The organism is Streptomyces sp. NPDC015127 (genome assembly GCF_043080095.1).
Taxonomy (GTDB): Bacteria; Actinomycetota; Actinomycetes; order Streptomycetales; family Streptomycetaceae; genus Streptomyces.
Genome location: NZ_JBIBVE010000004.1, coordinates 182,943 through 197,049 on the forward strand (window position 1 = coordinate 182,943; position 14,107 = coordinate 197,049).

Consider the following 14,107-nt stretch of genomic DNA (forward strand, 5'->3'; position numbering starts at 1 on the left):
CGCCGGCCCGCCGGGGGCCGCGTCCACCGACGCTGCGGAGGGCCCGGACGGGGGGAGCCCTCGTGGGCCCCGCCGCGTGGTCCTCGCCATCGACGCGGGCAACAGCAAGACCGACGTGGCCTGCGTCGGCTCCGACGGAACCGTCCTGGCATCGGCCAGGGGGGCCGGGTTCCAGCCGCCGAGGGTCGGCGTCGCCGCGGCGGTCGACGCGCTCGCGTCGACGGTCGGCGAGGCGCTCGCCGCCGCGCGGGCGGCCGGCACGCCGGTCGATGTCGCCGAGCACGTCTCGGCCTGCCTCGCCAACGCCGATCTGCCGGTGGAGGAGGCGGAGTTGACCGCTGCCCTGCACGCGCGCGGGTGGGGACGCACGACCCAGGTGCTCAACGACACCTTCGCCGTCCTGCGCGCCGGGGTCGACGAGCCGCGGGGCGTCGCGGTGGTGTGCGGCGCGGGCATCAACTGCGTGGGGATGCTGCCGGACGGCCGCACCGCGCGCTTCCCGGCCATCGGGAAGATCTCCGGCGACTGGGGCGGCGGCGCGGGACTCGCCGACGAGGCGCTGTGGTTCGCGGCGCGCGCCGAGGACGGGCGGGGCGAGCCGACGGCACTGGCCCGGGCGCTTCCCGCGCACTTCGGCCTCGACTCGATGTACGCGCTGATCGAGGCGCTGCACCTGGGCCGCATCGCGGCCGTGCGCAAGCACGAGCTGACGCCGGTGCTGTTCGCCGCCGGCGCGGACGGCGACCCGGTGGCGCGCTCTCTGGTGCGCCGGCTCGCGGGGGAGGTGGTCGCCATGGCGACGGTGGCGCTGGAGCGGCTGGACCTCCTCGACGAGGAGGCACCACTGGTGCTGGGCGGCAGCGTGCTGGCGGCCCGGCACCCCCAACTCGACGCGGACATCGCCGAACTGCTGGCCGTCAACGCACCCAAGGCCGTGGTGCGCGTGGTGACGGCGGCGCCGGTGCTGGGAGCGGCGCTGCTCGGGCTCGACCACATCGCGGCACCGGCCGAGGCACGGCGGACGCTGCGGGCGCACTACGGGGGTTGAGGCCCTCCGTCGTCATCGTGCGCCGTCCGTTCCCGGCCCGGGGGCGGGCGGCGCGGGGCGTCTTCGGCCACGGAACGGCTACGGCGGTCTCGCGTTCACCCGTTCGGGGGGAACCGGCCGGGGCCGGGAAGCGTATTCACTGGGGGGACAGGGGTGGGGGACGGGCCTGGCACGACGCCGACGGGGGCCCGGGACGCGAAGAGTCGAACAAGATCCAGTCAATTGTGGTGTGAAGCAGTCCCCTGCGGCCATACTGCTGGCCGGGAGTTGTCCCAGGACCCGCCGGGGGGCGGGCCGTCGGCGACCGAGGGGGAGGTCACGTGACACACCCGCCGAATGTGCGCACCGCGCCCCAGCCGGCCGCTGCGCCCGCGCCCGCACGGCCGCCGACCGGACCGCCGGCGTACGGCGGCGGCGCCTGGGCCGAAGGAAAGCGTCGGCTGCGTGCCGCGGCGACGACCGAGCCGGGACGGCTGCAGATCATCGGGGCCGTTCTCGCGGGGCTGGTGGTGCTGTTCGGCGCCGTGACGGCATTCGAGGTCGCCGACCGGGCCGCTGCCGCCGACGACGTGGTGAGCAGGAGCCAGCCGCTCAGCGCGGACGCCGCCTCGATCTACCGCTCGCTGGCCGACGCGGACACGGCGGCGTCGAGCGGATTCCTCGCGGGCGCCGAGGAGCCCCGCGACGTCCACGAGAGATACGAGAAGGACATCGCGCTCGCGTCGCGCCTGCTCGTCAAGGCGGCGACGAACACCAGCAGTTCGAGCGAGTCGGGCCGCCAGATCGCCGAGCTCAACGAGCAGCTCCCGCGGTACACGGGCCTGATAGAGACCGCCCGCGCCAACAACCGGCTCGGCAGGCCGCTCGGCGGCGCGTATCTGCGGTTCGCGAACGAGCTGATGACCAAGCAGCTCCTGCCCGCCGCCCAGCGGCTGTACGACGCGGAGACGGCACGTCTGGAGCAGGACGACGAGGACGCCCGCTTCTGGCCGGTGCTCTCCCTCGCGGCCGGGATCGCCGCTCTCGCCGTGCTGGTGTGGGCACAGCGGCGCAACTACCGCCGCACCAACCGGGTCTTCAACCACGGGCTCCTCGCGGCCACCGCCGCCGCCACGGTGATGCTGCTGTGGCTCGCGGTCGGACACACGGTGACCCGCGCCCAGCTGAACGACGCCAAGACGCACGGACAGCAGTCCCTCAAGGTCCTCGGCGACGCCCGTATCAACTCCCTGAAGGCCCGGGCCAACGAGAACCTGACGCTGGTCGCCCGCGGCGCGGTGCTCACCGACGACGGCAAGAGCGACAAGTACGAGACGGAGTACGCGGGCGGCATGGCACGGCTCGGCGAGCAGTTGGAGCGGGCGCTGCGGCTGGCCGACGACGGCGCGGGGCGCGGGCCGGTCGAGGACGCCGTGCGGAGCGTGTCCGAGTGGCAGACCCGCCACAAGGACGTGGCCGCCACCGACAGGTCGGGCGACTACGAGGGCGCGCTGCGCAAGGTCATCGGCGGCGAGGGCTCCACGGACGAGTCCTTCGACCGGGTGGACAAGGCGCTGGAGAAGGCGCTCGCGCACGAGCAGCAGGAGTTCACCGAGGCCGCGAAGGACGGGCGCGGGGCGCTCTCCGGGCTGCCGGCCGGGGCCGCGCTGCTGGCTCTGCTCGGGGCCGTGGCCGCGATCCTCGGCATCAATCGCAGGCTTTCGGAGTACCGGTGAGAGGAGGAGGGATGACGGACACCAGGGCGGGTTCGCGTCCGCTGCGCTCGCGGCGCCGGGGCGGCCTGCGCGGCTGGGGCGGTGTCGCGGGGATGGCCGCCGCGTGCGCGCTGACCGCGGCCGTCACACTGCTGCCGCTGGCCCATGGCGGCGCGGATGCCCTCAGCCCGCACCCCGCCGGACAGGAGGTGGCGGTTCCCGGCAAGGCGGACGACTGCGCGGACCCGGAGGCGTCGCTGCGTCCGTCCACGGCCGGCGGCCCGAACATCGACGCGATCAGGAGCCGGGGCAAGCTGATCGTCGGTGTCGACCAGAACAGCTACCGCTGGGGCTACCGCAACCCGGGCGGCGAGCAGAAGGACGCGGACGCCCCGGCGGGCGGCTCCACGGGCTCCGGCAGGCCGGCCGGCGGCGTCCTGGAGGGTTTCGACATCGACCTCGCCCGCGCCATCGCCGAGGACATCGTCGGCAGCAGGGACGCCGTCATCTTCCGTGCGATACCGACCAACCAGCGCATCGCCGCGCTCGACAGCGGCGCGGTGGACATCGTCGTGCGCACCATGACGATCAACTGCAGCCGGATCCGGCAGGTCGCGTTCTCCACGGCGTACTTCCAGGCGGGCCAGCAGGTCCTCGCGCCGAAGAGTTCGCCGATCACCGGGTACGACACGTCGCTGGCGGGCAAGCGGGTGTGCTCGGCGGAGGGCTCGACGGCGTACGAGGCGCTGGAGAAGAACAGCTTCGGCGCCACGTTCAAGGACGAGCACGACGGGCAGCCAGGCGACGAGGACCTGTACACCGTGCCGAACCAGCTGGACTGCCTGGTCAGGCTCCAGCTGGGCCTGGTCGACGCGATCGTCACGGACAACGCCCTCGCGGCGGGCCAGGCGGCCCAGGACCCGGCCGTCGAGCTGAAGGGCGACAAGCCGTTCACCACCGAGTACTACGGCGTGGCCACCAAATTGGGCAAGGACGACCTCGTGCGCCGGGTGAACCAGGTGCTCGTCGACTACCGCAAGGGACCCTGGATGCAGGCGTACACGAAGTGGCTGGCCGACGATCTGCCCGGGATCACCGCGCCGCCGGAGCCGAAGTACCGGGCAGAGTAGCCCGTTTGGCGGGCGCCGGCCGGCCGGCCCGGTCGGCCTCCCGCCGGGCGGTGGCGGGCCGGCCAGTGGCAGGGCCGGGCAGTGGCGGGGCCGGGGCAGGACAGCACGAGCAGCAGGACGGGCAGGGTCCGGGACACGTCCCGGCCGGCCCGGACACGAACGGAGAGGTGATCGATGGGCGTCGCGGGACCCTTCCCCGGCTCGGCGGGGACGCCGCACGGGCCGGTGATGGACCGGGACGAGGTGGACCGTGCGCTGGCACGCCTCGGCGCGGAGCACGAGGCGGTCGAGACCTCGCTCCTCGCCCTGCAGGACCACGCCGGGCGACGGCTCCTCGAAGGGGCCGAGCTGACCGGCGTCACCAAGGAGCGCTGGGCCGCCGCCGATCAGTCGATCACGCTGCTGTGGAACTGCTTCGACGCGTACACCGCCGCGCTGACGGACATCCGTGAACTGCGCGCCCGTCGCCGCTGGTCCAGCCGCGAAGACCTGGCCGAGCTCACCGAGCGGCTGCGCGGACGCAGTGTGACCGTCGCCGGCCATGCCGTGCCGTCGGCGCCGTCGCTCACCGGCCCCGCGAGGCTCTCCGAGCAGTTCACGCTCGAGGAGCTGGTCGCCCGGATGAACGAGCTGTACGCGTCCGCACTCGACATGGTCGTCGCGGCGGACGCCGTGTGGTCGGCACTGCCCGCGCGGATAGACCTGCTCTCCGCCGAGCTCCAGCGCACCCGTTCGCTCGCCCACTCCGTGGGCGTACGGCCCGGGGAGCACCCCTCCGGTGACGATCTGGAGGACATCACCCACGAGCTGTCCGCGCTGCGGGCCCAGGTCGTGTCCGATCCGCTCGCCTTCTGGCGCCCCGCGCCCGGCAGTTCGGCGCCGGGCGGCGGCCGCCCGGACACCGACCGCTACGACCGCGCGGCACGCGCCCTGGAGGAGGTGCGCCGGGACATCGAGGCCGTGCTCCAGGTCCGGCAGGACTCGGAGGAGCGGCTGATGAGGCTGCGCGACGTGCTCTCGCGGGCCGACCGGACCCTGACGGAGGCCCGTTCGGCACGGGGCGAGGTGCTGGCGAAGATCGCCGCGTCCGAGGTGCCCGCGGTCAGCGGGCCGCCCACGGCGCTCCAGGAGCGGCTGGCCACGGCCGCGGAGTACCGGCGCCACTCCCAGTGGCACCGGCTGTCGCCACTGCTGGAGTCGCTGGAGCGCGAGGCCGAGGACGAACTGCACCGCGCCAGGGAGTCGTTGACGGCAGTGACCGCGCCGCTGGCCGTGCGCGCCGAGCTGCGCGGCCGGCTCGACGCCTACAAGGCCAAGGTCGCCCGGCACGGCATGGCCGAGGACCCGCTGCTGATCGAGCGGTACGACGCGGCCCGGCGGATGCTGTGGAGCGCGCCGTGCGATCTGCGGGCCGCCGAGCAGGCGGTGCTGCGCTACCAGCAGGCGGCCGCCGAGGTGCTGGTGCCGAGACAGGGCGGAGCGGAGCCCGAGGACCGCAGGGGGGATGCATGAGCGACAGGAACTGCCAGCGGCCGGGCTGCGAGGGCTCGTACGAGGACATGGGCGGCGGTGAGATGTACTGCGACACCTGCGGTCTCGCGCCCGTCGTCTCGCCCACGGGCATGGTCGGCTCACAGCCCACCGGCATCGCCGGCGGCGGCCGGGACTCGTCGTCGGCGCGCAGCGGTTCGCGTTCCTCGCGGGCGTCGTCGCGTTCGTCGTCCTCGCGCCGTTCGGTGTCGGGCAGGCTGTCGCGGTCGCTGACCGGGAGCAGCACGTCGTCGCGTTCGGTCTCGGTGCGCAGCTCGGGCTCGTCCTCGGCCGCGTCGGGGCGCGGCAGGCTGGGCGCGGGCCTGGTCGCCGTCCCGGAGGTGCCGCGGCCCGACCCGCGTACGGCGGTGATGGAGCGTCCGGAGGTGCCCGAGCGGAAGCGGTTCTGCTCGCGTTCGGACTGCGGCGCGCCGGTGGGCCGCGCGCGCGGTGACCGCGCCGGGCGCACGGAGGGCTTCTGCACCAAGTGCGGCCATCCGTACTCCTTCGTGCCCAAGCTCAAGGGCGGCGACATCGTGCACGGCCAGTACGAGGTCGTGGGCTGCCTGGCGCACGGCGGTCTGGGCTGGGTGTACCTGGCCGTGGACCGCGCGGTGTCCGACCGCTGGGTGGTGCTCAAGGGCCTGTTGGACACGGGCGACCAGGACGCGATGGCGGCGGCGATCTCGGAGCGCCGCTTCCTCGCCGAGATCGAGCACTCCAACATCGTCCGCATCTACAACTTCGTCGAGCACCTCGACCAGCGCACCGGCTCCCTGGACGGGTACATCGTCATGGAGTACGTGGGCGGCAAGTCGCTGAAGGAGATCGCCAACGAGCGCCGCGGGCCGGACGGCCGGCGCGATCCGCTGCCGGTCGAGCAGGCGTGCGCGTACGGCATCGAGGCGCTGGAGGCGCTCGGCCATTTGCACAGCAGGAACCTGCTCTACTGCGACTTCAAGGTCGACAACGCCATCCAGCAGCAGGATCAGCTCAAGCTGATCGACATGGGCGCGGTCCGCAGGATGGACGACGACGAGTCCGCCATCTACGGGACCGTCGGCTACCAGGCCCCCGAGGTCGCGGAGGTCGGTCCCTCGGTGGCCTCCGACCTGTACACGGTCGCGCGCACGCTCGCGGTGCTGACCTTCGACTTCCAGGGCTACACGAACGTGTTCGTGGACTCCCTGCCCGATCCGGAGCACATCCAGGTCTTCCGCACGTACGAGTCGTTCTACCGGCTGCTGGTGCGTGCCACCGATCCGGACCCGGGGCGCCGGTTCGCCTCGGCGCAGGAGATGGCCGAGCAGCTGACGGGGGTGCTGCGGGAGGTCGTCGCGGTGCAGACGGGCCGGCCGCGCCCGGCGCTGTCGACGCTGTTCGGTCCCGAACTGCGCGTTCGGGACACGGAGTTGTTCGCCGAGCTCGACGAGGACGTGTCCGTGCTGGGCGCCCGTCCCGCCGCGGGCGCCCGCCGCGCGAAGGCCACGGCGAACGGGAGCGCGCGGGGGGCCGCCGCGGTGCCGCCCGGAGCGCCGCCGACGGCGTCGCCGGCCGGCGCGCCCGTGCCACCGTCCCTCACGGCCCCCTCCCCGGTGCCGGCGCAGCGCACCCCTGACGGTGCGCCCGCGCCTCCCCCGCTCGCCCCGCACCTGGCCGCGCTCGACACCCGGGGAGCGGCGCTGGCCCTGCCGGTCCCCCGGGTCGACCCGAACGACCCGAACGCGGGCTTCCTCGCCGGCCTGATGGCCTCGGCCCCGGCCGAGCTGATCGCCGCGCTGCGCGCGGCGGCCACGAGTTCGCCGGAGACCCTTCTGCGCGAGTTGCGCGCCCGGCTGGAGATGGGCGATCTCCCGTCGGCGGCCGGGACGCTCACCACGCTGGAGGGCTCGCAGCCTGACGACTGGCGCGTCGTCTGGTACCGGGGCGTCACATCGCTGGTCACGGGCGACCACGCGGCGGCCGCGCTGTCGTTCGACGCGGTCTACGACGCGTTCCCGGGCGAGAGCGCGCCCAAGCTGGCGCTCGGCCTGTGCGCCGAGGTCCTCGGCCAGCTCGACAACGCCGCGGAGTACTACCGCCTCGTGTGGGCGACCGACCCGAGCTTCGTCAGCGCCGCGTTCGGGCTCGCGCGCGTGCAGATCGCCGCGGGCGACCGTGCCGGAGCCGTACGGACGCTGGAATCGGTGCCGGAGGTGTCCATCCACTACACGGCGGCGCGCGTGGCCGCCGTGCGGGCCAGACTGCGCCGGCGCGCCGCGCACGAACCGCTGCTGGGCGACCTGTCGGCGGCCGCCGCGCAGGTGGACGCCCTGGGGAGCTTCGGTCTGGACCCGGTGCGACGCGAGAAGCTGGCCACCGAGGTGCTCGGGACGGCGCTCGACTGGGTACTCTCCGGAAGTCCCGGAGCCCTGCCGTCCGTTCCGACCGCACCCCCCGCGCCGAGCACGAGCACACCGACCGTGCTGCTCGGCAGCGAACTGGACGAGCGCGGCCTGCGCTTCGGCCTGGAACGCTCCTACCGGGTCCTGGCCCGGCTCGCCCAGCGCGGTGAGGAGCGGATAGAGCTGGTGGAGCGGGCGAACCGCTACCGCCCCCGGACGTGGGTGTGATTGATGGCGCAGATGCACCAGCCGGCCGACGACACGGCCTGCCCCAGCTGCGAGGAGCCGGTGGAGCCCGGCGACCGGTTCTGCGGAGTGTGCGGGTACGACCTGTCGGCCGTTCCCGCGTCCCCGCCGGACCGCCCCACCCTGGCCATCGGATCACCCGTGGAGTGGCCCGCCGCCACCGGCACCGACACCTCGGGCATGTCCCCGCCCACCCAGCAGGCCGGGGACCTGCCCGGCACCGACTCCGACGGCGGTGAGCTCCCGGGCCCCGGCGTCCGCTACGACACCCCGCCCTCGGGCGACTTCGAGCTGGCCGCGCCGGAGCCCGCCGGGGCGGCACCGGCCGACCCGCGTGCCGCCGGGCTCCCGGCGGCACCACCGGGGCCGGCGGGCGGCAAGCTGTGTGTGGCCTGCCGGGCGGGCCACGTCGATCCCGACGGCTACTGCGAGAACTGCGGTCACGCCCAGCCGCGCGAGCGCGACCACATGGAGCAGGAGCTCGAGTCGGTCGCCGCCGTCAGCGACCGGGGCCTGCGCCACCACCGCAACGAGGACTCGTTCGCGGTCTCCGCCACCTCCCTGCCGGACGGTTCGCCCGCCGTCGTGGCCGTCGTCTGCGACGGCGTCTCGTCGGCGACCCGCCCGGACGAGGCGTCGGCGGCGGCGGCCCGCGCGGCCAACGAGCAGCTGCTCTCCTCGCTGCCGCGCGGCACCCACCCGCAGCAGGCCATGCACGAGGCGATCGTCGCCGCCGCCACGGCGGTCAACTCCCTTGCGGAGGAGACCGGGAGCGAGGCAGCCGACCAGGGCGGCCGGCAGAACGCCCCGGCGTGCACCATCGTCAGCGCCGTGGCCGCGGGCGGACTGCTGGTCGTCGGCTGGGTCGGAGACAGCCGCGCCTACTGGGTGCCCGACGACCGCAGCGGCCCGCCCGCGCGGCTCACCGAGGACGACTCGTGGGCGGCGCAGATGGTCGCCGCCGGTCTGATGAACGAGGCCGAGGCGTACGCGGACGAGCGCGCGCACGCGATCACCGGGTGGCTGGGCGCCGACGCGTACGAACTGGAGCCGCACACCGCGTCGTTCAAGCCGGACCGCCCCGGCGTGGTCGTGGTCTGCACGGACGGCCTGTGGAACTACGCCGAGGGCGCCGACGAGATGGCGCGCGCCGTGCCCGCGGACGCGGCCGAACGACCGCTGCACAGCGCCCAGGTGCTGGTCGGCCACGCCCTCGACGGAGGCGGCCACGACAACGTCACGGTGGCGGTGCTGCCGTTCGCTGTCCCGGCCGGGGGGCCGGACCCGGCCTGAGCCCTGCCCAGCCGGCCGGGCGCCTGCCCGACCGCGACCGCCCGCCCGACGACCGCCCGCTGACCACGCCGCGCCCGCCCGTCGGATCGCGCCGCGCCCGCCACCTGTGGGCCGGCCGTCCCGCCGCCGCTGCCCGACCTGTCCGACCTGCTCGACTTGTCCGACCTGTCCCGACTCTCTGCCCCGGTGGAGCCCTGAGGAGCCGATACAGATGGCCGTTTTCTCCAAGTCCCAGGTGCCGCAGTTCTCGGTCGACGTCTATCAGAACGAATACCTTCCGGAGGGCGGCCGCGAGGTCAACGCGATCGTCACCGTGACCTCGACCGGTGGCGGCACCACCGGCGGCGTGACCCTGCCCGGGGCGACGCCGGCACCCTCGTCCGTACCGGGCCGAGCGGCGCCGGACGGTGCCGGAGTCGTGATCATGGTCGACTGCTCCGGCTCCATGGACTACCCGCCGACGAAGATGCGCAACGCCCGTGACGCCACGGCCGCCGCCATCGACACGCTGCGCGACGGTGTCGCCTTCGCCGTGGTCGCCGGCACCCACAAGGCGGAGGAGGTCTTTCCGGGCGGCGGGCGGCTCGCCGTCGCCAATGCGGCGACCCGCGCCCAGGCGAAGGACGCGCTGCGCCGCCTGAGCGCGGGCGGCGGCACCGCGATCGGCACCTGGCTGGGCCTCGCGGACCGGCTGCTCGCCTCCTCGGACCTGCGGATCCGGCACGGCATCCTGCTCACCGACGGGCGCAACGAGCACGAGTCGCCGGAGGACCTGCGCGCCGCTCTGGACGCCTGCGCGGGCCGCTTCACCTGCGACGCCCGCGGTGTCGGCACCGACTGGGAGGTCAAGGAGGTCACCGGCATCGCCTCCGCGCTGCTCGGCACGGCCGACATCGTGGCCGATCCCAGCGGCCTGGCCGCCGACTTCACGCGGATGATGGAGGACGCGATGGGCAAGGGGGTCGCGGACGTCGCGCTGCGGCTGTGGACGCCCGTCGGCGTGGAGATCGCGTTCGTCAAGCAGGTCGCGCCGACGGTGGAGGACCTGACAGGGCGGCGTACCGAGGCCGGGCCCCGCGCCGGTGACTACCCGACCGGCTCCTGGGGCGACGAGTCGCGCGACTACCACGTGTGCGTGAAGGTGCCCGAGGCCGGGATCGGCCGGGAGATGCTGGCGGCACGCGTCTCGCTGATCGTTCCGGCCGCGGACGGCGGCGCTCCCGAGGTGCTGTCCCAGGGGCTCGTACGGGCGGTGTGGACGGACGACATGGTGGCGTCGACCGCGATCAATCCGCAGGTCGCGCACTACACCGGCCAGGCCGAACTGGCCCAGGTCATCCAGCAGGGGCTGGACGCCCGCAAGGCGGGCGACATCGACGGCGCGACCGCGAAACTGGGGCGCGCCGTACAGCTGGCGGCACATTCCGGAAACAAGGACACTGCGAAACTGCTTTCGAAGGTGGTGGACGTCGTCGACGCGGCGACGGGTACTGTGCGACTGAAGGCGAAGGTCGCGGAGGCGGACGAGATGACTCTCGAGACGCGCTCCACGAAGACGGTTCGCGTGAAGAAATAGACACGAGCAGTACGCACGAGCAGACGTGATCGGCCCGCGGGCCGGAGAAGGAGAGGGGGACGCGCCGACATGCCGACCTGCCCGAACGGACACCAGTCGGGTTCCGACGACTGGTGCGAGGTCTGTGGCCACCGCATGGCCGGCCCTGGCGCTCCCACGGGAGCCGCGCCGCCACCGCCTCCCCCGCCCCCCTCCTACGGCTACCCGGGCCCGGGCGGCGATCCGAACGCCACCGCCCAGGCCGAGCTGTGCCCGCAGTGCCGTACGCCCCGCGAGGCCATGGCCCCGTTCTGCGAGGAGTGCCGGTACAACTTCCTCACGAACACGGCAACCTCCTACACGCCGCTGGCGCCGCCGCAGCAGCCCGGTCTGAATCTTCCGCCGGGCTTCCAGTCGCAGCCGGGACCGCCCGCGCCGCCCGGCCCGCCGCCGCATCAGGGACCACTCCCGCACCAGGGGCCGCCGCCTCATCAGGGACCGCCCCCGCACCAGGGGCCGCCGCCTCATCAGGGACCGCCCCCGCACCAGGGGCCGCCGCCTCATCAGGGACCGCCCCCGTACCAAGGGCCGCCGCATCAGGGGCCGCCGCCACCGCCCCAGCAGCGTGACCCGTTCGAGTACCAGGGCTCCCGGCCCTCGCAGATGAACCGGCCCGCCGAGCCGCTGGGCCATGAGCCGTCCGGTGCGCAGCAGCCTCCGCAGGCGTTCCAGCAGGGCGGTCCGCCGCCTCCGCCGCCCGCGTTCCCGCAGCCCGGTCCCCCGGCGCCGCCCGCGCCACCGCAGCCCCAGCACACGGGCGGTGGCGACGACTGGATGCTGTCGCCGCCGTCGCGCACACAGTCACCCCCGCCGCCAGGACCCCAGGGCCCGCAGCCGCCCCAAGGTCCGCAGTCGCCCCAGGCGCCCCAGGGCCCGCAGGGTCCGGGGCCGTTCCAGCAGCAGGGCGGCCAGTTCCCGGGCGGGTCGGCACCCGCGGGCTGGACGGCCGTGATCGGGCCGGACCGCGAGTACTTCATGGCGATGATGCAGCGCAGCGGCCCGGAGGCCACGGGGCTCAACCTGCCCGCATACTCCCCCGAGCAGCGCCTGCCGCTCACCGGCACGCAGATGACGATCGGCCGCCGCAGGCACTCCACGGGCGAGTCGCCCGACATCGACCTGTCCGTGCCGCCGGAGGACCCCGGCGTCTCGCACCAGCACGCGGTGCTGGTGCAGCAGCCGGACGGCTCCTGGGCGGTCGTCGACCAGAACTCGACGAACGGCACGACGCTCAACGGAGCCGAGGACCCCATCCAGCCCTATGTCCCGGTCCCGCTGAACGACGGCGACCGGGTCCACGTCGGCGCCTGGACGACGATCACGGTCCGCCGCGACTGATCGCTCCGCCGCCCCGGACCGCCCGCCGGTCCGGGGCCACGCGTCCGCCGCTCTCTCCTGTCGTCAGACCGACGGGCCGAGCGGCCAGATGTAGGGGCCCTCGGGGTCGTCCAGCCAGGCCCACTGGTGGGCGGCCGTGACGGTGATCCCGAAGCGGTTGCGCTCGGGGCGGCGTTCGCGCTCCCACAGGGACATGGCCTCGCGCGGGTCCAGACTGCCGGCGGTCAGACTCAGCAGGAAGCGGAACAGGTCGTTCTCGATCGTGCGCCGGGGCAGTCCGCCCGCTCGCGACTCAGGCGGCGCCAGCCCGCCGCGCAGCGGTACGAAGAACGCCGACGTCCCTAGGAAGCGCCCCTCCGCGCTGCGCCCCTCCGGCCCTTCGCGCACCCGCAGCGCGATCACCCCGGTCGAGAGCGGAGCGACGATCCGGGCGCCCGGATTGCACTGCGGCAGCCACTCGTGGGGCACCGACGGCAGCGTGCAGGTCGCGATCACGCAGTCGAAGGGCGCGCGTTCCGGGCAGCCGCGCGCTCCGTCGCCGGTGACCACGGTGGGCCGGTAGCCGGCCGCGGCCAGATGGGAGCGGGCGGCTTCGGTGATCTCGGGGTCCAGGTCGACGGTGGTGACCGCCTCGTCGCCGAGGCGGTGCGCGAGCAGGGCCGCGTTGTAGCCGGTGCCCGCGCCGATCTCCAGGGCCCTGTCCCCGTCCCGTACGGCGAGGGCTTCGAGCATCTCGGCCATGAGGGAGGGCTGGCTGGAGGAGGAGACCAGTTCGCCGTCCCGGACCCGGGTGGCGAGCGGCTCGTCCGCGTAGGCCCCGCGCAGCCAGCGGGCCTGCTGCTCGGGATCGGGGTCCTCGCACCACAGACGCTCGTACGTGCCCGTCCGGCCGATGAAGTAGTACGGCACGAACAGGTGCCGCGGCACCTCCTCGAACGCCGCCCGCCAGGCGGGGTCGGTCAGCTCGCCCCCGGCCACGATCCGGCGCACGAGAGCGGAGCGCGCCTCGGCGCCCGGCTCGGCGAATCGGTCCGCGTGTGCACCCATGCCTCCACTCTCCTGCGCCCGCGGCGGCGAGGCGAGCGCCCCGCCGGTCACGGCGCGGGCGCGTCCCCCGGCCGTGCGGCCCGGAAGGACGGGACCTAGGGCCTCCGTCCTCGGCCGGTCCGTCTGAGACCATGGACGGGTGCTGCTTTCACCGGGGAACGGGCCCCGGACCCCCGGCCGGCACCCCTCGGGGCTTGCCAGAGACATATTGCGAGGCTCATCCAGGTGAACGAGATTCCGCGCGGGACGCTTCAGGAGCAGACCTTCTACGAGCAGGTCGGCGGCGAGGAGACCTTTCGACGCCTCGTCCACCGGTTCTACCAGGGTGTGGCCGAGGACCCGCTGCTGCGGCCGATGTACCCGGAGGAGGACCTCGGTCCGGCCGAGGAGCGGCTCGTACTCTTCCTGATGCAGTACTGGGGCGGCCCGCGCACCTACAGCGACAACCGCGGCCATCCCCGGCTGCGGATGCGGCACGCGCCGTTCACCGTCGACCGGGCCGCGCACGACGCCTGGCTGCGGCACATGCGGGCGGCGGTCGACGAGCTCGGCCTGTCCGAGGAGCACGAGCAGCAGCTCTGGAGCTACCTCGCCTACGCCGCCGCCTCCATGGTCAACACCCCGGACCAGTAGCGGCGAGGCGGTACGGGAACCCGTACGGCGCGCATCGGTAAGGGGACCGCGCGGCGCGGAATGCGGGAGGGGGACCCGCGCGGGCGCGGAATGCGGTCGTCCGTCGCCGGATAACGGTCACGATCAGGTCAAGGTCGTGCGGCAAGCGG

At 74.3% G+C, this 14,107-nt stretch carries 10 protein-coding genes; 9 read left to right on the forward strand and 1 reads right to left on the reverse strand.

Going from position 1 to position 14,107, the window contains the following annotated elements; all coding sequences use genetic code 11:
• Window positions 1-76: 76 nt before the first annotated feature.
• The 8 genes from ACF08N_RS09730 (at window position 77) to ACF08N_RS09765 (ending at window position 12,278) form a co-directional block, all read left to right on the forward strand.
• Window positions 77-1,048: an N-acetylglucosamine kinase gene (locus ACF08N_RS09730; protein WP_392324059.1), complete on the forward strand. Its 972-nt coding sequence runs from the start codon at window positions 77-79 to the stop codon at window positions 1,046-1,048.
• Window positions 1,049-1,368: 320 nt separating this feature from the next.
• A complete protein-coding gene (locus tag ACF08N_RS09735) occupies window positions 1,369-2,763 on the forward strand; it encodes a hypothetical protein (protein WP_392324060.1) in 1,395 nt (464 codons plus the stop codon).
• Between the two features lie 11 nt (window positions 2,764-2,774).
• Window positions 2,775-3,872, forward strand: coding sequence for a glutamate ABC transporter substrate-binding protein (locus ACF08N_RS09740; protein ID WP_392324061.1), 1,098 nt, complete (start codon window positions 2,775-2,777; stop codon window positions 3,870-3,872).
• 174 nt (window positions 3,873-4,046) lie between these two features.
• Window positions 4,047-5,384, forward strand: coding sequence for a hypothetical protein (locus ACF08N_RS09745; RefSeq protein WP_392324062.1), 1,338 nt, complete (start codon window positions 4,047-4,049; stop codon window positions 5,382-5,384).
• A complete protein-coding gene (locus ACF08N_RS09750; RefSeq protein WP_392324063.1) occupies window positions 5,381-8,014 on the forward strand; it encodes a tetratricopeptide repeat protein in 2,634 nt (877 codons plus the stop codon). Before ACF08N_RS09745 ends, ACF08N_RS09750 begins: the two co-directional genes overlap by 4 nt.
• A gap of 3 nt (window positions 8,015-8,017) precedes the next feature.
• Window positions 8,018-9,325 (forward strand): protein phosphatase 2C domain-containing protein, encoded by a 1,308-nt coding sequence (locus ACF08N_RS09755; protein ID WP_392324064.1) that lies wholly within the window; start codon window positions 8,018-8,020, stop codon window positions 9,323-9,325.
• A 211-nt stretch (window positions 9,326-9,536) separates the two neighbouring features.
• Window positions 9,537-10,901 carry a VWA domain-containing protein gene (locus ACF08N_RS09760; protein WP_392324065.1) on the forward strand — a complete coding sequence of 455 codons (1,365 nt, stop codon included), beginning with the start codon at window positions 9,537-9,539 and terminating at the stop codon, window positions 10,899-10,901.
• 69 nt (window positions 10,902-10,970) lie between these two features.
• Window positions 10,971-12,278 (forward strand): FHA domain-containing protein, encoded by a 1,308-nt coding sequence (locus ACF08N_RS09765; RefSeq protein ID WP_392324066.1) that lies wholly within the window; start codon window positions 10,971-10,973, stop codon window positions 12,276-12,278.
• Window positions 12,279-12,341: 63 nt separating this feature from the next.
• Here ACF08N_RS09765 and ACF08N_RS09770 read toward each other — a convergent pair whose 3' ends face one another.
• Entirely contained in the window at window positions 12,342-13,325 is a 984-nt protein-coding gene (locus ACF08N_RS09770) for a methyltransferase domain-containing protein (RefSeq protein WP_392324067.1), read from the reverse strand.
• Window positions 13,326-13,550: 225 nt separating this feature from the next.
• Here ACF08N_RS09770 and ACF08N_RS09775 point away from each other — a divergent pair, with 225 nt between their 5' ends.
• A complete protein-coding gene (locus tag ACF08N_RS09775; protein WP_392324068.1) occupies window positions 13,551-13,958 on the forward strand; it encodes a globin in 408 nt (135 codons plus the stop codon).
• Window positions 13,959-14,107: the final 149 nt, after the last annotated feature.